The sequence below is a fragment of the Achromobacter sp. B7 genome, assembly GCF_003600685.1.
Lineage (GTDB): Bacteria > Pseudomonadota > Gammaproteobacteria > Burkholderiales > Burkholderiaceae_B > Achromobacter > Achromobacter spanius_B.
Genome location: NZ_CP032084.1, coordinates 437,808 through 454,691 on the forward strand (window position 1 = coordinate 437,808; position 16,884 = coordinate 454,691).

General features: G+C 66.2%; 16 protein-coding genes and 1 riboswitch. Of the genes, 6 read left to right on the top strand and 10 right to left on the bottom strand.

Features of this window, described 5'->3' with window-relative positions:
- Nucleotides 1-16 precede the first annotated feature (16 nt).
- Nucleotides 17-98, top strand: a riboswitch (SAM riboswitch).
- From DVB37_RS02040 to DVB37_RS02050, 3 genes are all read left to right on the top strand, one after another.
- The gene (locus tag DVB37_RS02040) at nucleotides 88-1,386 is read left to right on the top strand and encodes a homoserine O-acetyltransferase (protein ID WP_185975416.1); all 1,299 of its coding nucleotides are present in this window, start codon (nucleotides 88-90) and stop codon (nucleotides 1,384-1,386) included. (Overlaps the previous riboswitch by 11 nt.)
- Entirely contained in the window at nucleotides 1,383-1,997 is a 615-nt protein-coding gene (metW, locus tag DVB37_RS02045) for a methionine biosynthesis protein MetW (RefSeq protein WP_046806583.1), read from the top strand. The genes DVB37_RS02040 and metW overlap by 4 nt, the downstream gene beginning before the upstream one ends.
- Before the next feature lie 143 nt (nucleotides 1,998-2,140).
- A complete protein-coding gene (locus DVB37_RS02050; protein WP_240434122.1) occupies nucleotides 2,141-3,355 on the top strand; it encodes a muropeptide transporter in 1,215 nt (404 codons plus the stop codon).
- A 71-nt stretch (nucleotides 3,356-3,426) separates the two neighbouring features.
- On the opposite strand, the gene DVB37_RS02055 is transcribed toward DVB37_RS02050, so the two are convergent.
- The gene (locus DVB37_RS02055; protein ID WP_046806582.1) at nucleotides 3,427-4,296 is read right to left on the bottom strand and encodes a universal stress protein; all 870 of its coding nucleotides are present in this window, start codon (nucleotides 4,294-4,296) and stop codon (nucleotides 3,427-3,429) included.
- Nucleotides 4,297-4,530: 234 nt separating this feature from the next.
- Here DVB37_RS02055 and DVB37_RS02060 point away from each other — a divergent pair, with 234 nt between their 5' ends.
- Nucleotides 4,531-5,169 (top strand): trimeric intracellular cation channel family protein, encoded by a 639-nt coding sequence (locus DVB37_RS02060; RefSeq protein ID WP_046806581.1) that lies wholly within the window; start codon nucleotides 4,531-4,533, stop codon nucleotides 5,167-5,169.
- A gap of 150 nt (nucleotides 5,170-5,319) precedes the next feature.
- On the top strand, nucleotides 5,320-6,021 hold the full coding sequence (locus DVB37_RS02065; protein ID WP_240434028.1) for a GntR family transcriptional regulator: 702 nt from the start codon (nucleotides 5,320-5,322) through the stop codon (nucleotides 6,019-6,021).
- 37 nt (nucleotides 6,022-6,058) lie between these two features.
- Here the strand turns inward: DVB37_RS02065 and DVB37_RS02070 are convergent, their stop codons facing one another.
- Nucleotides 6,059-6,490, bottom strand: a complete 432-nt coding sequence (locus DVB37_RS02070) for a VOC family protein (protein WP_046806579.1) — start codon at nucleotides 6,488-6,490, stop codon at nucleotides 6,059-6,061.
- Nucleotides 6,491-6,639: 149 nt separating this feature from the next.
- Here DVB37_RS02070 and DVB37_RS02075 point away from each other — a divergent pair, with 149 nt between their 5' ends.
- The gene (locus DVB37_RS02075) at nucleotides 6,640-7,527 is read left to right on the top strand and encodes a LysR substrate-binding domain-containing protein (RefSeq protein ID WP_162941144.1); all 888 of its coding nucleotides are present in this window, start codon (nucleotides 6,640-6,642) and stop codon (nucleotides 7,525-7,527) included.
- 76 nt (nucleotides 7,528-7,603) lie between these two features.
- On the opposite strand, the gene serA is transcribed toward DVB37_RS02075, so the two are convergent.
- From serA to phoB, 8 genes are all read right to left on the bottom strand, one after another.
- Complete coding sequence (gene serA, locus DVB37_RS02080) at nucleotides 7,604-8,800, bottom strand: phosphoglycerate dehydrogenase (RefSeq protein WP_046806577.1); 1,197 nt, start codon at nucleotides 8,798-8,800, stop codon at nucleotides 7,604-7,606.
- A 97-nt stretch (nucleotides 8,801-8,897) separates the two neighbouring features.
- Nucleotides 8,898-9,353, bottom strand: a complete 456-nt coding sequence (locus DVB37_RS02085; RefSeq protein ID WP_082134595.1) for a DUF411 domain-containing protein — start codon at nucleotides 9,351-9,353, stop codon at nucleotides 8,898-8,900.
- A gap of 107 nt (nucleotides 9,354-9,460) precedes the next feature.
- Nucleotides 9,461-10,456, bottom strand: coding sequence for a copper resistance protein B (locus DVB37_RS02090; RefSeq protein WP_120153640.1), 996 nt, complete (start codon nucleotides 10,454-10,456; stop codon nucleotides 9,461-9,463).
- Nucleotides 10,457-12,271: a copper resistance system multicopper oxidase gene (locus DVB37_RS02095; RefSeq protein WP_120153642.1), complete on the bottom strand. Its 1,815-nt coding sequence runs from the start codon at nucleotides 12,269-12,271 to the stop codon at nucleotides 10,457-10,459. It lies immediately after the preceding gene.
- Between the two features lie 124 nt (nucleotides 12,272-12,395).
- A complete protein-coding gene (locus tag DVB37_RS02100) occupies nucleotides 12,396-13,811 on the bottom strand; it encodes a heavy metal sensor histidine kinase (RefSeq protein ID WP_162941145.1) in 1,416 nt (471 codons plus the stop codon).
- Between the two features lie 94 nt (nucleotides 13,812-13,905).
- Entirely contained in the window at nucleotides 13,906-14,592 is a 687-nt protein-coding gene (locus DVB37_RS02105; protein WP_104144789.1) for a heavy metal response regulator transcription factor, read from the bottom strand.
- A 166-nt stretch (nucleotides 14,593-14,758) separates the two neighbouring features.
- Nucleotides 14,759-16,066, bottom strand: coding sequence for a phosphate regulon sensor histidine kinase PhoR (gene phoR / locus DVB37_RS02110; RefSeq protein ID WP_104144788.1), 1,308 nt, complete (start codon nucleotides 16,064-16,066; stop codon nucleotides 14,759-14,761).
- Between the two features lie 12 nt (nucleotides 16,067-16,078).
- A complete protein-coding gene (gene phoB, locus DVB37_RS02115; protein ID WP_006227196.1) occupies nucleotides 16,079-16,777 on the bottom strand; it encodes a phosphate regulon transcriptional regulator PhoB in 699 nt (232 codons plus the stop codon).
- Nucleotides 16,778-16,884 lie beyond the last annotated feature (107 nt).

The window sequence follows — 16,884 nt, forward strand, 5'->3', positions numbered from 1 at the left end:
GCACCCAATGCAGCACCCATATTTCGGCGCCGATTTGCCTGATCCGCTTGCGGGCGCCTTCCAATAAATCCAGCTAAAGAGGTCCGTATGACCACTCCTGCCCAACATTTGGCCGGTGATTCGGCCGCTGATTCGGCCGCCGATTTGGCCGCTGATCCGGCCAGCGGGTTCGCTCCCGCCACCGTCACGACCTCCGACACCGTTGATCCCGGTTCCGTCGGCCTGGTCGCACCCACCTTCATCCGCTTCGATGAACCGCTGCCGTTGCTTAGCGGCCAATCGTTGGCTGCCTACGAACTTGCCGTGGAAACCTACGGCACGCTCAACGCGCAGCGCACCAATGCCGTGCTGATCTGCCACGCGCTGAACGCGTCGCACCACGTCGCCGGGCAAGCGGCCGACAACCCCAGCGATGTGGGCTGGTGGGACAACATGGTCGGCCCCGGCAAGCCGGTGGACACCAATATCTACTTCGTCATCGGCGTCAACAACCTGGGCTCGTGCTTCGGTTCGACCGGGCCGGCCAGCATCAATCCGGCCACGGGCAAGCCCTGGGGCGCGGCGTTTCCGGTGCTGACAGTGGAAGACTGGGTACGCGCCCAAGCCCGCGTGGCCGACCACTTCGGTATCGAACGCTTTGCCGCCGTGATGGGCGGATCGCTGGGCGGCATGCAGGCGCTGAGCTGGGCCATCACCTTGCCCGACCGCGTGGCCAACTGCGTGGTGATCGCCAGCACGCCGCGCCTGTCGGCGCAGAACATCGGCTTTAACGAAGTGGCGCGCCGCGCCATCATCACCGACCCGGATTTCCACGGCGGCGACTACTACGCTGAAGACACGGTGCCGCGCCGGGGCCTGTCGGTGGCCCGCATGATCGGCCACATCACCTACCTGTCCGATGACGACATGGCCGAAAAATTCGGCCGCGCCCAACGCGCGCCGGCCGAAAACGGCGCCTACCACTACGGCTACGACGTCGAATTCGAAGTGGAGTCTTACCTGCGTTATCAGGGCGAGAAGTTCACCCGTTATTTCGACGCCAATACCTATCTGCTGATCACGCGGGCGCTGGATTATTTCGACCCGGCCCGCACCACGGGCGGCGACCTGGCGCGCGCGCTGGCGCCTGCCAAGGCCGATTTCCTGTTGGTGTCGTTTTCGACCGATTGGCGTTTCCCGCCCGAGCGATCACGCGAAATCGTGCGCGCGCTGCTCAAGAACGCCAGCCCCGTCACCTACGCCGAAATCGATGCGCCGCACGGGCACGACGCCTTCCTGCTGGAAGACGCCCGCTATCACGCGGTGGTCCGTGGCTACTACGAACGCATCGCGCGCGAACTTGGCCTGACCGCTGACGCCGCGCAGACCGAAGGACGCTCCGAATGAATCCCGTGACCCCCCGCTATGCCCATGCCGCGCTGCGGCCTGACCTGGCGCGCATCGCCGGCTGGATCGAACCGGGCAGCCGCGTCCTGGACCTGGGCTGCGGCGACGGCGCGCTGCTGGCGCACCTGCGGGACCACCGCCAGGTGCGCGGCGCGGGCGTTGAACTGGACGACACCTGCGTGATCGCGTGCGTGCGGCGCGGGGTGGAAGTCATCCAGCAGAACCTGGAAGACGGGCTGGCGCTGTTTGACGACAAACAGTTCGATACCGTGGTGTTGTCGCAAACCTTGCAGTCCATGCACCGCACCGAACATATCCTGCGGGAAATGGCGCGCGTGGCGCGTCACGGCATCGTGTCGTTTCCCAACTTCGGCTACTGGCCGCATGGCTGGGCCATCTTGCGGGGGCGCATGCCGGTCACCGGCCAGATGCCCTATCAGTGGTACAACACGCCGAACATCCACCTGTGCACGCTGCGCGATTTCGAACAACTGGCTGGCGAACTGAACCTGCGCATTCTTGAACGCGCCACGTTCAACGAAGGCCACGAGGTCAAGCTGTTTCCCAGCTGGCGCAGCACGCTGGCGGTGTACCGTTTTGCCACGCCCTGACATTCCGACACCGATCCTCCTGACGGCGCGCGGCAACAGGCCCTAAAATGCCGCAAGCCCGCGACGCAACGCCTGTTGCGCCGTGCGGCGCGTTTCAGGAGACCGTCATCACCGCTGTATCCAACGTCTATACCAGCCCCCGCGTGGCCCCCTTGCTGGTCCTGGGCTTTGCCAGCGGACTGCCCTTGGCGCTGACCGGCGGTACCTTGCAGGCCTGGGCCACGGTCGAAAACGTGCCGCTGCAGGAAATTGGTTTCCTCACGCTGGTGGGCACCGCCTACACCCTCAAGTTTCTTTGGGCTCCCTTCGTTGACCGCTATGTGCCGCCGCTGCTCGGCCGGCGGCGCGGCTGGATGCTGGTGACGCAGCTGTTGCTGGCCATCACCATCATGGCAATGGGCGCGCTGTCGCCGTCCAACGCCTTGATGCCGCTGGCTTTGCTGGCGGTGGTGGTCGCTTTCCTGTCCGCCACGCAGGACATCGCGTTCGACGCTTATTGCACTGACGTGCTGCGCAAGGAAGAACGGGGCGCGGGCGCGGCCGTGAAGGTGATGGGCTACCGGCTGGCGATGATCGCGTCCGGCGGGCTGGCGCTGATCCTGGCGGACCAATGGATCGGCTGGGGCTACACCTATGTCCTGATGGGTGCGCTGATGCTGCTGTGCGCGGTGGCCACGCTGCTGGCGCCCGAGCCCGAGCACGTCGCCCACGCGCCCCGCACGCTGGGCGCGGCCATCGGCGAGCCCCTGCACGAATTCTTCACGCGCCGTGGCGCGCTGGCGATCCTGCTGCTGATCGTGCTGTACAAGCTGGGCGACGCGTTCGCAGGCGCGCTGTCCACCACCTTCCTGATCCGGGGCGCGGGCTTCACGCCTACCGAGGTCGGTACCGTGAACAAGGTGCTGGGCCTGGCGGCCACCATCGTGGGGGCGCTGGCGGGTGGCTCGCTGATGGCTCGCTGGGGCTTGTATCGGTCGCTGATGGCCTTCGGGCTGTTGCAGGCGGTGTCGAACCTGGCGTATTGGCTGATCGCGGTCAGCCCCAAGAACCTGTCGCTGATGGCGGCCGGCGTCGGCATTGAAAACCTGTGTGGCGGACTGGGCACGGCTTCGTTCGTGGGCTTGTTGATGGCGCTGTGCCAGCGCCGGTTTTCGGCGACCCAGTTTGCGTTGCTGTCGGCGCTGTCGGCCGTGGGCCGTACCTATCTGGCGGGGCCGCTGACTCCGCCGCTGGTCGAGCGCCTGGACTGGCCGGGGTTTTTCCTGCTGACGGTGCTGATCGCGCTGCCGGGGCTCGTGCTGCTGCATAGGCTGCGCGGCACGATCGACACGATGGAAAAGCAGGGCGACCAGGCCTGAAGGCAGGCCTCAGCCCATGAAAAAGGCGGCGCACCAGGCGCCGCCTTTTTATTGTCGACCCGCGTTCGGCGTCAGTCTTCGTCGTGCAGGCGGACGATCAGCACGTCGCTGGGCAACGATTCCAGCAGGCGTTCGGCCACGCTGCCGATGGCGGTGCGCAGGATGCCGGTGCGGCCATGCGTGCCGGTCACGACCAGGTCCGAGCGGTGGTGGAAGGAATATTCCGACAAGACCGTCTCCGGCTGGCCCGCTTCCAGCACCACCTTGGGCGGCGTCAGCCCCGCCAGTTCCGGCGTGCTGGCCGTGAACTCGCGCGCGCTTTGCTCGGCTTCCTGGTGAAAGCTGCGCGAGACGGCGTCTTCGGGGGTGTGCTTGCCCTGGAACGGCACGTCATACGCGTGGAACAGCGTCAGGTTGGCGTTGGGCACCAGTTGCAGCGCCGCGCGCAAGGCATGGCGCGAGCCGTCGGAGAAGTCAGTGGCGACCAGCACGTCGCGGTACGGCCGACGCGGCCGGGTCTTGACCACCAGCACGGGCTGGCGGGCCTGGCGCACCAGCTTTTCGACGGTGGTGCCCAACAGCAGCCGACCCAGCGTTTCGTCGCGAGCGGTGCCGGTGACGATCAGCGAGCAGCCAAAGCTGTCGGCCGTTTCCGTGATGTGCGCCAGCGGATCGCCCGACACCACTACCACTTCGGTCGGCACATCGGCGGCGGCCAGGTCTTCCGCCAGCTCGCGTTCGGCCAGGGCCTTGTGGTCGCTGGACAGCCGCCGCCAGACCGGGGTGGTCAGGCGCGCCGAGTTGGCATGGTTTTCCATGACGTGCAACACGATCAGTTTGGTGCCCAGTTCTTTCGTCAGCTGCAAGGCACGGTCCAGGGCGCGATCGCCGCGCGCGCTCAGGTCCGTGGCCAACAGGATGGGGCCGATTTGCTGTGTCATACGTTATCTCCCGGTTGTAGCCAGAGTGGCGACTCCCGCGTCCGCCAGCCTGGCAGGTACCTCCCTTGCGGGGGCAATGCCCCATTGTCTCGCCGCGACGCGGACTGGGGATTGATCGATATCAACGCACGGACCAGCGTAAGCGATGAGGTCGGGCGCCGCAATGGCCGCTTGCGCGGGGTCAGGCTCAATACAATGGGCGGGTTACATCACCGGCTTTCTTGATTCTTCCCCATGCTTTCTGACATTTCCCCCTTGTTGCTGCACACGTTGTACCTGGTCGCCATCGTGGCCGAGGCGATGACCGCGGCGTTGTCGGCCGGCCGGCGCGACATGGACTGGATGGGGGTGTGCATCATTGCGTGCGTGACGGCGCTGGGCGGCGGTTCGCTGCGCGACGTCTTGCTGGGGCATTACCCGCTTACCTGGGTCATCCACCCGGAGTATCTGTGGATGACCGGAGGCGCGGCGATTCTGACCGCCCTGATCGCGCCGGTGATGCGGCGCCTGCGCAGCCTGTTCCTGCTGGCCGACGCGCTGGGGCTGGTGGCGTTCACCGTGATCGGTTGCCAGGTGGCGCAGATGATGCAGCTGCCGATCACGGTCGTGCTCATCAGCGGCATGATCACCGGGTGCGCGGGCGGGGTGCTGCGCGACGTGCTCTGCAACGAGGTGCCGCTGCTGTTTCGCAAGGAGCTTTACGCCAGCGTGTCCGTGGTGACGGGGGCGCTGTATCTGGGCGGGCAGTCGTTGGGCCTGTCGGCCAACGCGGCCGTGCCGCTGGCGCTGGCGGCGGGCCTAGCCCTGCGCCTGCTGGCATTGCGCTTTAACTGGCAAATGCCCAAGTTCGTGTATCGCGACGACTGGGACTGAGCCTGCCGCAGTGCTCGCCGCAGAGCCTCAGGTTCCGCCTACCGGGGGGCCGCGCCGGGCCTCTGCAACAATTTTCTTATTTGTGTTTCAATAAATTTCTAGTATCTTTCGGTCTCTCAACACATGCCTCGGGCAGTCAAGGGGAGCCGATTGGACGTAAAAGCGCCCGCCACGATTCCGTATTTTCTTCAGGAACAGATTCGTGAATTGATAGTGGACGGCACTATCCGGCCCGGTCAGCCCTTGCGCGAGCAAGAGCTGGAACAGCGATTCGGCACCAGCCGCAGCCCCATCCGCGAAGCCTTGCGGCTGCTGGAATTGGGCGGCCTGGTCACGCATATCCAACGCAAGGGCTTTCGGGCCACGCTCTATACCGAAACGCAAATCCGCCATCTGTACCAGCTGCGCGCCGAGCTTGAGGCCTATTGCCTGCGGCAATTGGCCGACATGGACGACCTGGCGCCGCTGGTGGCCGAGTTGCGCGGCTACGACGAGGCCATCGCCACATCGATGGCCAAGCAAGACGCGCGCGCCTGCATCGCCGCCGCGCGCGAGTTCTATCTGGCTTGCGCCCGCTACTCCGGCAACACGCCGCTGACCAGCATGTTGAGCAAGCTTTACGAACAGGTCGAGCCGCTGCGATTCCTGCTGGCCCGCCGCTCGATGGAAAACCACACCATCCAGTCATACACCCACGGCATTACGCTGGCGCTGGCCAACCGCGATGTGGACCGCGCGGCCCAGCTCACGCGCACCTATGTGCACGAAGTGCTGCCCAGCATTATCGAGGCGTATCTCGAAGCCGCCGAACAGGCCGCGCAAGAGGCAAACCCGCGTTACCGCAGCGCGTAAACCGGCCGGTCAGGCCGGTTGCGCGCGGCCGGCGGGATTACTTGGCGAACAGCGAATCCATGTTCTTGAACGCCTTGAATTCCAGGGCGTTGCCCGACGGATCCAGGAAGAACATCGTGGCTTGTTCGCCGACTTCGCCCTTGAAGCGGATGTAGGGCTCGATGACGAATTCCGTGCCCGCGTCGATCAGGCGCTTGGACATGGCTTCCCACTGTTCCATCGACAACACCGCACCGAAATGGCGGACCGGCACGTTGTGCGAGTCCACGGCGCTGGTCGCGTTGTGGCCGCATTCGCTGGGGGCCAGGTGGGCAACGATCTGGTGGCCGTAGAAGTTGAAGTCGATCCATTCGGGCGAGCTACGGCCCTCCGGACAGCCCAGCTTTTCGCCGTAGAAGGCGCGGGCTTCGGCCAGGTCGCGGACCGGAAAGGCCAAGTGGAACGGCGGCAGGTTGGTTTGGGCGGTCATGAAAACTCCGGGTCATTCAAAAAGGTCGGACTGCGGATCCCCGCAGGGTGCAGCGTGCTGTATTTAGCACCAGCGCCTAGTTTAGGGATTGTTTTTTTGATTGAAAAACGATATTTTTTGTGCCTTAGACCTAAAAAAATTGATTGTTCGTGATCAAAGAATTCAAGACCTTCATTGCCGTGGCCCGGGATGGCACTTTCACCGGCGCCGGCACGCACCTGGGTTTGACGCAGTCCGCCGTCAGCGCCCAGATCAAGCGGCTGGAGGAATATCTGGGGGTGGCGCTATTTGACCGGGGCGCGCGCGCGGCGGTGCTGAACGCCCATGGCCGCGAGATGCTGCCCCAGGCCGAAGAGCTGGTGGCCATGGCCGAGCGCCTGGTCACCACGGCGGGGGCGGGGCAGGTGAGCGGGTCATTGCGCATCGGCGCCATCGCCTCGGTGCAGCACGATTTGCTGGTGGACGCGCTGGGCCGCTTTCGGGCGGTGTATCCCGACGTGCGGGTGCGCATCGTGCCCGGCGTGTCGCTGTCCCTGCTGGGTCAGGTGGACGCGGGCGAAGTGGACATGGCGGTGCTGATCCGCCCGCCCTTCGCGTTGCCGCCCGAGCTGGGTTGGCAGCGCCTGCTGAGCGAACCCGTGGTGCTGGCCATGCCCGAGGCCATGCCGCTGGCGCCGTGGCGCGATGTGCTGGCCACGCAGCCTTTCATCCGCTACGACCGGGCGTCGTTCGGCGGGCGCGTGGTGGATATCTTTCTGAAGAAACACCGCATCAATGTGCACGAGGCCGTCGAACTGGACGAGATTGACGCCATCGCCAACCTGGTGCGGCACGGCCTGGGCGTGGCGCTATTGCCGCAATTGCGTGGCCTGGATCTGACGGGCTTGCGGCTGGTGCCGCTGGAGGAACATGCGTTTCACCGGGACATCGGCATCATCGGCCGCCTGCCTTTCGACAGCGGCAGCGTGCGCGAGAAAATGGCGGAATGCCTGGTGGCGGCCGCGCAGACCCAAATACAGCCACCGCCACGATCCTGAGCGCGCAATAAAAAAGCGCGTGGCCCGATCCGCGTGCTTTGCGGATCGGGCCACGCGCCTGTCGGGCTTTACTGCCTTACAGCCGGTCGCAGCGGACCGTGATGGGGTGGCTGCGCAGCGTCGTCATGACGATGTCATCCACCTGGCCTTCCACGTCGGTGATCACGTAGCCGATCTGACCCTTGGTTTGCAGCGTCTGGCTGACGATGTTCAGCCCGTGTTGCGCCATCAGGTTGTCCAGCGTGCCCAACGCGCCCGGCGCGTTGCGGTGCACGTGCAGGATGCGGGTGGCGCCGGCCGGTTCCAGGTACGGCAGTTCGGGGAAGTTGACCGCGCCCTTGGTGGTGCCGGCTTGCAGGAAACGCACCAGTTTTTCCGCCACTTCGCGGCCGATGTTCTCTTGCGATTCCTGCGTGCTGCCGCCGATGTGCGGGGTCAAGATGACGTTGGGCATGCCGATCAGCGGGCTGGCCAAGGGCTCGTCCGCGCTCTTGGGTTCGGTCGGGAACACGTCCAGCGCCGCCCCGGCCAGATGGCCGGACTTGAGCGCCGCGTGCAGCGCATCGATGTCCACCACGGCGCCGCGCGAGGCGTTGATCAGGATGGACCCGCGACGCATGCGCGCGATGGTTTCCGCGTTCATGATGTTCTCGGTCGACTTGCCGCCCGGCACATGCAGGGTGACGACGTCAGCCTGTTCCAGCAGCTCGTTCAGCGTGCCGGCGGGGCGCGCGTTGCCCAGCGGCAGCTTGGCTTCGACGTCGTGATAGACGACGCGCATGCCCAGGCCTTCGGCCAGCGTGCTGATCTGCGAGCCGATGTTGCCGTAGCCCACGATGCCCAGCGTCTTGCCACGGGTTTCAAAGGCGCCCGCGGCGCTCTTGTCCCAATGGCCCAGATGCACGCGGGCATTCTTTTCGGGGATACGGCGCAGCAGCAAAATGGCTTCGCCCAGCACCAGCTCGGCAACCGAGCGGGTGTTGGAAAACGGCGCGTTGAACACCGGGATGCCGCGCTGCATGGCCGCGTCCAGGTCGACCTGGTTGGTGCCGATGCAAAAGCAGCCCACCACGCGCAGGTCGGGGCTGGACAGCAAGGCGGCATCCAGGTGCGTGCGAGAACGGATCCCCGCCACCTGCGCGCCGCGCAGGGCGTCGTGCAGCTGCGACGCCGGCAATGCGGCGGCGTGCGTGACGATATCGGTGTAGCCGGCGGCTTCGAAGACCGCGCGGGCGCTCGGATGGATGTTCTCGAACAGGACGATTTTTGCCATGACTGCCAGGGGGTGGTGAGAAGTACGTGTTATTTATTGTGGCGCATTTTTGCTGCACTGCAAGGAGTAGCCATTGAGGCGGTGTGGATGAATTGTTTCAACGGTAGGCCTCGTACACCCGCGCGCCGCCTTGCTTGTCCACCAGCAGCACGTCGTGCGGCGTCTTTCGGCCGCCGTATTCGGGGCCGTCCATGCCGGGCGATCCCAGCGGCATGCCGGGGGCGGCCAAGCCGGCTGCGTCGGGCTTTTCCAGCAGCAGGCGGCGCACGTCGCGTGCCGGCACATGGCCTTCGACCGCATAGCCGTCGACCATCGCGGTGTGGCACGACCCGTAGTCAGCCATGCCCGCGTTGCGGCGGATGGGGCCGGTGTCCTGCACATCGTGTGTGGTGACGGTGAAGCCGTTATCGCGCATGTGCTTGACCCAGTCTTCGCAACAGCCGCAGGTGGGCGTCTTCCAGACCTCGACCTTGACGGGGCCTTGGGCCATGACGAAGGTCGGCGCGCACAGCGCGGCGGCAAGAACCAGGCGGGTCAGGCGGGAAACGTTCATGATGCTCCGATCGGGAAGAGAAATGAAAAATAGGCGCCGTGACCATCACGCTGGCCGTCACCGTGACCGTGATGGTGCCGGCAGCGGCGTTGATGCGGCCACGGTCGTCAAAACCAGAATCGCACGCCGGCCATCAGCGCAGTCTGCGATCGGCTGGCGCCTGCGTCGGACGCGTAGCGCGCTGTCTGGCCGAACTTCCGGTCAAAGGATACGCCGATATACGGGGCGAATTCGCGTGTGACTTCGTAGCGTAGCCGGAACGACAGCGAGCCTTCGGACAGCCCCGAACCGACGCCGCGCGCGGGGTCGGACTTGCCGTACAGGCTGGCTTCGAGCTCGGGCGTGAAGATCAGTCGTTGCGTCAACAACAGGTCGTACTCCGCTTTTAGCGCCAGTGCCGTGCGACCCGACGCGCCCACGTAGGCGGTCGTTTCCAGTTCGATGTTGTAGGGCAGCACGCCTTCGATGCCGATGGCGGCCCAATTGCGCTTGGGGCCGGTGCCGATGTCTCGGCGCGCGCCCAGTTGCAGGTCCCAGAACGGCGAGACGGCGTGGCTCCAGAACGCTTCGACTTTACCGTCCGAGCCCTCGCCGTTCTCGCGTTCGCCTTCCGATTTGACCAGCAGCCGGTCGGTGGCCGTGCCGAACCAGAAGCGCCCGTCCCATTGCTGCGTGTTCTGGCCATCGCGGTTGCGTGACACGCCGAATTTGTCGAACAGCACCTGCCAGGCCGGCATGTCGTCCATCATGTGCGGGTGTATGCCGTAGCTGTCGTAGCCGCGTTCGGCCGCCCCGTCGAGGGCCGCCCCATCGGTGGCCGCCCCATCGAGGGCCGCCCCATCGCTGGCAGGCAGGCTGCCCACGGGCGGCGCGGCGGGGGCCGTCGGGGCGGCTTGGGGGGTGCCGTCGTGCCCCATGTCGCCATGGTCCATGTTGCCGTGATTCGTTGCGGCGGCGGCGGGCGCTTGCGCCGCGCCGTGATCCATGCCGGAATGATCCATCGCGCCATGATCGACATCGGCGGGTTGGGCCGAGGCGACCGTCGTGGCCAGCGTTATCGACAGGGCGCACAGGCCCATCAGAGAGGTAAGGGGTCTCATCATTTACTCCACCACGACCGCTCTGAACATGCCGGCCTCCATGTGATACAGCAGGTGGCAGTGATACGCCCAGCGTCCGCGCGCGTCGGCGCTGACGCGGTAGCTCAGGCGCTGCGCCGGGTTCAGCGTGATGGTGTGCTTGCGCACCTGGAACGCGCCGTCGGGCGATTCCAGGTCGCTCCACAGGCCGTGCAGATGGATGGGGTGCGTCATCATCGTGTCGTTGACCAGCACGAAGCGCACCCGTTCGCCGTAGCGCAGCAAGATGGGTTTGGCGTCCGAAAACTTCACGCCGTTGAACGACCACATGTAGCGTTCCATGTTGCCCGTCAGGTGCAATTCGATTTCGCGCGACGGCGCGCGGTTGTCCTCGGGAGGATGCACCGAGTGCAGGTCCGCGTAGGTCAGCACGCGGCGGCCGTTGTCGCGCAAGCCCACGCCGGGGTCGTCCAGGCGCGTGGATGCGACGTCCGGCAACATGGAATTGCCCACGCCGCGCTCCGTCGGGTACGGGTGTTTGACCTGCACCATGCCACCTTGCGCGGATGGCGTGGCTGGCATGGCGTCCGTGGCTTCCGTGGGGTGCTTGGCGTGCGCGTCGCCGTGATCCATGGCGCCGTGGCCCGACGCACCGGTGTCAGCGGGCACATCACCCGGCGCGCCATGCGCCATGCCCATGTCCATCATGCCCAGCCATTGCACGCGGTCCAGTTGCGGCACCTCGGCCTGCATGCCGGCACGCGGCGTCAGCGTGGCGCGCGCATAGCCCGAGCGGTCCATGGCTTGCGAGAATATCGTGTAGGCCCGCGCGTCCTTCGGTTCCACGATCACGTCATACGTTTCGGCCACCCCGATGCGAAATTCCTCGATGTCCACCGGCCGCACGTCCTGTCCGTCGGCGGCCACCACCGTCATTTTCAAGCCGGGAATGCGCACATCGAAGTACGTCATTGCCGATCCATTGATGAAGCGCAGCCGGATGCGTTCGCCCGGATTGAACAGGCCCGTCCAGTTGCCGGCGGGCGTCGCGCCGTTGGTCAGGAACGTGTAGGTGGCGCCCGACACGTCGGCCAGGTCCGTGGGGTTCATGCGCATCTGTTCCCACATCAGGCGCTCGGACAACGCGGGACCCCAGCCCCGGCTTTGCGCGTCGGCGGACAAACTCTGCACGCTGGGCTGGATGCCGTTGTAGTAGTCGGGCATCACGCGCAGCTTATTGAAGACGCGCATGGGATCTTCGTCCGTCCAGTCCGACAACAGCACCGTGTAATCGCGGTCCGCGGCGATGGCGGGCGGATGGTGAGGGTCGATGACAATCGCGCCGTACAAGCCGGTCTGTTCCTGAAAGCCCGAGTGGCTGTGATACCAGTACGTGCCGCTTTGGCGCACGGGAAACCGGTAGGTGAAAGTCTGGCCGGGGTCGATGCCGCCAAAGCTCAGGCCGGGTACGCCGTCCATGTCCGACGGCAGCAGAATGCCGTGCCAGTGGATCGACGTCTGTTCACGCAGCCGGTTGGTCACATGCAGCGTGACGGTGTCGCCTTCGCGCCAGCGCAGAAGCGGCGCGGGCAATTGGCCGTTGACGGTGGTGGCGACGCGGGCCGCGCCGGTGAAGTTCACCGGCGTCTCGCCGATTTCCAGATGGAACTCGGTGCCGCGCAGTTCGGTGGCGGCAGGGCCGGTGGAGGCCGCCAGCGCCGAGCGCCAGGCGCCCAGCGACGCCAAGGCGCCACCGGTGGCAAGGCCCTGTACAAAACGGCGGCGCGAGAGAGCCGCGCGTGGGACGGCGAAGGGCGTGTCGTGGCCGATACGCGGCATAGCGTCTTTCACAAGAATCCTTGATGGAATGACCGTGATGACACTGTAGGAAGGCGGCGGTGACCCGATCCTGTCGCGTAGATTACGTTTTTGTAATGTTCGACGTCCCGCCCGGCGGATACTGCTACGCCACGTCGTGCGGGAAATCGGACCGGAAGGCCCCCGGTCCACGCAGCGTGATGCCCACCACCGTGCCGTTGGCGTCCGACGTTGCGTCGACGTCGCCGCCGTGCATGCGGGCGATGGCGCGCACGATGGCCAAGCCCAACCCGTGGCCTTCGCTGCGCGGGGCGCGGCTTTGGCCCGACCGGAAGAACCGGTCGAAGATGCGGGGCAGGTCGGCGGCAGGAATCGGGGCGCCGGGGTTGCACACTTCGACCCTCGCGCCGCCCGGCACGGCCGAGCACAACACCACGATGTCCCGGCCGGCCGGTGTGGCTTTGATCGCGTTGGCGATCAGGTTGGCCAGCGCGCGGCGCACCAGCCCGGCGTTGGCCACCACCTTGGCATCGCCCTCGCAGCGCAGATGCACGCCTTGCTCTTCCAACATCGCTTCGTAATAGTCCGCCACGCGGCGCGCCTCGGCGGCCAGCGATACCGGCGCCAGATCGGCGGCCAGTTCGCCACGGTCGGCGCGGGCCAGAAACAGCATGTCGTTGACCAGCGTTTTCAAGTCTTCCAGTTCTTCCAGGTTGGATGCCAGCGCGTCGCGCAGTTCGGCGGCATCGCGTGGCGAGGACAGCATGACCTGGGTGCCGTTAATGAGCGTGGCCAGCGGCGTACGCAACTCATGCGCCACGTCGGCGTTAAAGCCTTCCATCTGCTGGTAGGCCGCTTGCAGCCGCTCTAGCGTGCGGTTGAACGATATGACCAGCTCATGCAGTTCGCGGTCGGTGTCGGCCAGCGGCAGCCGATGCGCCAGGTTGTCGGGCTGGATGCGCGCGGCCTGCTCGGACAGGCGGCGGGTGGGCGCCATGCTGCGGCGCACCGCCCAGGCCGCCAGCACGACCGTCGCGCCGACCCACAGCGCGCAGATCAGCACCAGCGCGGTGCCGTAGGCATACAAAAATTGCCCGCTGGTGCGGGTGCTGACGGCCACCGTCAGGTGGGCGCCGGGCAGGATGCGGTCGTTCATGGCCACGCGCAGGCCACGCATGCGGCCGCCGTCGGCGCTTTGCAGCACCACCTGCCGGCCGTCCACCGTTTCCAGCGTGTCGGGCGGCGGCCCGCCGTAGACGGCATGGCCTTGCGCGTCCACGATCCAGATGCCCAGCTGGCCCTGCCCGGCGCGCATCTCGTCGAAGGTGGCGGCCAGGTCGTGCAGGCCGCTGGCGCTGTTCTGCATGTCGATCAGGTGGTCGATCAGTTCAAGCTTGCCGCTGACCTCGGTAATTTCCTGGCGTTCCACTTCACGCTTCAACGCCCAGAACAAGGTCGCGCCCGCCAGGCTGGAAACCAGCAACGCGATGGCGCCCAGCAGCAGCGTCAGTCGCGCCTGCATGGAGCGGATGCGGGGCGGGCGAGAGCGGGGCGGCTTCATGGGGGTGGCGTCATGCGGGCAGCGTTATCGGGCTAGCGACATGGGGCAGCGACATGGAGGCAGCTTCATCGGCGCGGCCACTCGGCAGCCCGCGTCATGCCGGCAGCGGCGGGTGGCGCGATTCCAGCACGTAGCCCATGCCGCGCACCGTGTGCAGCAGCTTGGTGTCGTACGGGTCGTCCAGCTTGCCGCGCAGGCGGCGCACTGCGACGTCGATCACGTTGGTATCGCTGTCGAAATTCATGTCCCACACCTGTTCGGCCAGCGTGGTGCGCGACAGCACCTGGCCCTGGCGGCGCAGCAGCAGCGCCAGCAGGCTGAATTCCTTGGCGGTCAGGTCCAGCCGGCGGCCGCCGCGTTGGGCGCGGCGGCTGGCCAGGTCCAGCTCCAGGTCGGCCAGCCGCAGCAGCGTGGGTTCTTGCGCGCGGCCGCGGCGCAGCAGCGCCTGCACACGCGCCAGCAGTTCAGAAAAAGCAAAGGGCTTGACCAGGTAATCGTCGGCGCCGCCTTCCAGGCCGCGCACGCGGTCTTCCACCGCATCGCGCGCGGTCAGCATCAGGATGGGGGTGTTTTTGCGAACCCGCACGGCCGCCAGAATGCCGAAGCCGTCCACGCCGGGCAGCATCACGTCCAGCACGATCAGGTCGTAGTCGCCTTCCAGCGCCAGATGCAGTCCGTCCACGCCATTGCGCGCCAGGTCCACGACATGGCTCTGCTCCGACAAGCCCTTCTTCAGGTAGTCGGCCAGCTTGGGTTCGTCTTCAATGACCAGGATGCGCATGGCCGGGAATTTACCACCCGCGCCCCACCCGCGCCCCACCCGCGCGGCGCCCGCGCGGGGCCGAAAGGCCGGGCGCAGGCCGTGGCGCCGGGGATGGCGGGGGCGATCCGACGCCCGCCGTGCGCGTCTACGCCGGGTCGTCAGCCCGGCGTCGGCGACGCGCCTTCTATGCCGCTTCGCCGATCGCGATGCGCTCCGGCGGAAAACGCAGGGCGAACACACTGCCCTTGCCCGGTTCGCTGGTGATCAGCAGTTCGGCGTCGTGGCGCATGGCGATGTGCTTGGTGATCGCCAGCCCCAGGCCGGTGCCGCCCACCGCGCGCGAACGCCCGCGGTCCACGCGATAGAACCGTTCGGTCAGTCGGGGCAGGTGGCGGGCCGGGATGCCGATGCCGGTGTCCTGCACGCTGTAGCGCGCGCCGCCATCGGTTTCGCGTTCCCAGCGTACGGTGATCGTGCCGCCGTCCGGCGTGTAGCGCACCGCGTTGGTCAGCAGGTTCGATAGCGCCGAGGTCAGTTCGGTTTCCGCGCCCAGCACGTCCAGCGTGTCGTCGATATGCCATTCCAGCACATGGCGGCCGCCCGACAGCGCCTCGATCTGCTGGCGCGCCTTTTGCAGCAGCGCGCCCATGTTGATGGCGCGCGGGTCGCTGCCCGGCGACGATTCCAGCGTGGACAAGGTCAGCAGGTCTTCCACGATGGCCTGCATGCGCTGCGCTTGCTCATGCATCATGTCGATGTACTGCGCGCGCTGTTCTTCGGGCAGCGCGTCAGCCGGCATGTCGCGCAGCGTTTCCAGAAAGCCGGCCAGCACGGTCAGCGGCGTGCGCAGCTCGTGCGACACGTTGGCCACGAAATCGCGGCGCGTCGTTTCCAGGCGCTCGATCTGCGTGACGTCGCGGGTAATAAGCAGCCGCTGATTGCTGGCGTAGGCGGTCAGCTGCATCATCATCAGCCGTTCCTGGCCTTGCTGGCCCAGGCGCACCAGGATGGGCTCTGGCCAGGCCGGGCGATGCGCGTATTCCACGAACTCGGGCGCGCGCAGCAGGTTCAGCAGGTTGTGGCCACGATCGGCCGGCAGCCGCAACCCCAGATGCTGGCGCGCCATGCGGTTGCACCAGTCAATCTGGAAGTCTTCATTCAGCGTGACCGCGCCGTCCGGCAAGGCCTGGGCGGCGGCCAGCATGCCTTGCATGGTGTCGCGGGTTTCGGCCAGTTCCCTGGCGCGAGCGCGGGTATAGCGGTAAAGGGGAGCAAGGATGTCGTCCCATGGCCCGACGGAAGCGGGGGGAGAGGTGTCCGGGTGATTGGCCCAGTGGGATACCAGCGTCAGGCGCCAGCTGCGCCAGAGCAACATGGAGGTCAGCGCGGCGCAAAACACCAGCCAGCCCCAAGGATCTCCTATGAGCCATTGCGCCAGTAATGCAATCACCGCCCACAGGGCGACCAGGAAAAGTGTGCGCAGCCAGATCATCGTGCGGCAGTTTTACCGCGTGGGCAGCTGTGCCGTAAACCGGTAACCGCTGCCGCGCACCGTTTCGACGTGCGCGTCGTGGCCGCTGGGTTCCAGCGCCTTGCGCAGGCGGCGAATGTGGACGTCAACGGTGCGTTCTTCAACGAACACGTGGTCGCCCCAGACCTGGTCCAGCAGTTGCGAGCGCGAGAACACGCGTTCCGGGTGCGTCATGAAAAAGTGCAGCAGGCGGAATTCGGTGGGGCCGATCTGTAGCGACTGGCTGTTGCCCGACAGGCGGTGCGTGACCGGGTCCAGCTTCAGGCCGCCCACGTCGATGACGTCGTCGGTCAGCTGCGGCGCGCGGCGGCGCAGCACGGCCTTGATGCGGGCCATCAGCTCTTTGGGCGAGAACGGCTTGGTGATGTAGTCGTCGGCGCCGGCTTCCAGGCCGTCGACCTTGTCTTGCTCGGAGCCCTTGGCGGTCAGCATGATGACCGGGACGGCGCGGGTACGCTCGTCGTTGCGCAGCTTGCGCGCCATCGCCAGGCCGGAAGTGCCGGGCAGCATCCAGTCCAGCAGTATCAAGTCAGGGAGTTCGGCGCGGATAAGGGTCTGGGCCTGGTCGGCGTCGAAGGCGCGCAGCACTTTGTGCCCCGCGAAGGACAGGTTGACGGCGATCAGTTCCTGGATTGCGGGTTCGTCTTCGACGACGAGGATGGTGCTGGACATGGCGAATTTGGCACGCTTCTGAGCGCCGGCGCGGCGCGAACATTGCGATAGTATGGCCGCAATATTTCAGGTATGTGACCGCAGGGCGTCCCGCAGGCAGGTTCTTC

Bases quoted from the DNA above. Each gene is read 5' to 3' on its own strand.
- phoB (WP_006227196.1), bottom strand. From the start codon at position 16,777: ATGTCCAGCACCATCCTCGTCGTCGAAGACGAACCCGCAATCCAGGAA.
- DVB37_RS02040 (WP_185975416.1), top strand. From the start codon at position 88: ATGACCACTCCTGCCCAACATTTGGCCGGTGATTCGGCCGCTGATTCG.
- DVB37_RS02055 (WP_046806582.1), bottom strand. From the start codon at position 4,296: ATGACACAGCAAATCGGCCCCATCCTGTTGGCCACGGACCTGAGCGCG.
- metW (WP_046806583.1), top strand. From the start codon at position 1,383: ATGAATCCCGTGACCCCCCGCTATGCCCATGCCGCGCTGCGGCCTGAC.
- DVB37_RS02060 (WP_046806581.1), top strand. From the start codon at position 4,531: ATGCTTTCTGACATTTCCCCCTTGTTGCTGCACACGTTGTACCTGGTC.
- DVB37_RS02100 (WP_162941145.1), bottom strand. From the start codon at position 13,811: ATGAAGCCGCCCCGCTCTCGCCCGCCCCGCATCCGCTCCATGCAGGCG.
- DVB37_RS02085 (WP_082134595.1), bottom strand. From the start codon at position 9,353: ATGAACGTTTCCCGCCTGACCCGCCTGGTTCTTGCCGCCGCGCTGTGC.
- DVB37_RS02070 (WP_046806579.1), bottom strand. From the start codon at position 6,490: ATGACCGCCCAAACCAACCTGCCGCCGTTCCACTTGGCCTTTCCGGTC.
- DVB37_RS02105 (WP_104144789.1), bottom strand. From the start codon at position 14,592: ATGCGCATCCTGGTCATTGAAGACGAACCCAAGCTGGCCGACTACCTG.
- DVB37_RS02095 (WP_120153642.1), bottom strand. From the start codon at position 12,271: ATGCCGCGTATCGGCCACGACACGCCCTTCGCCGTCCCACGCGCGGCT.
- DVB37_RS02090 (WP_120153640.1), bottom strand. From the start codon at position 10,456: ATGATGAGACCCCTTACCTCTCTGATGGGCCTGTGCGCCCTGTCGATA.
- phoR (WP_104144788.1), bottom strand. From the start codon at position 16,066: ATGATCTGGCTGCGCACACTTTTCCTGGTCGCCCTGTGGGCGGTGATT.
- serA (WP_046806577.1), bottom strand. From the start codon at position 8,800: ATGGCAAAAATCGTCCTGTTCGAGAACATCCATCCGAGCGCCCGCGCG.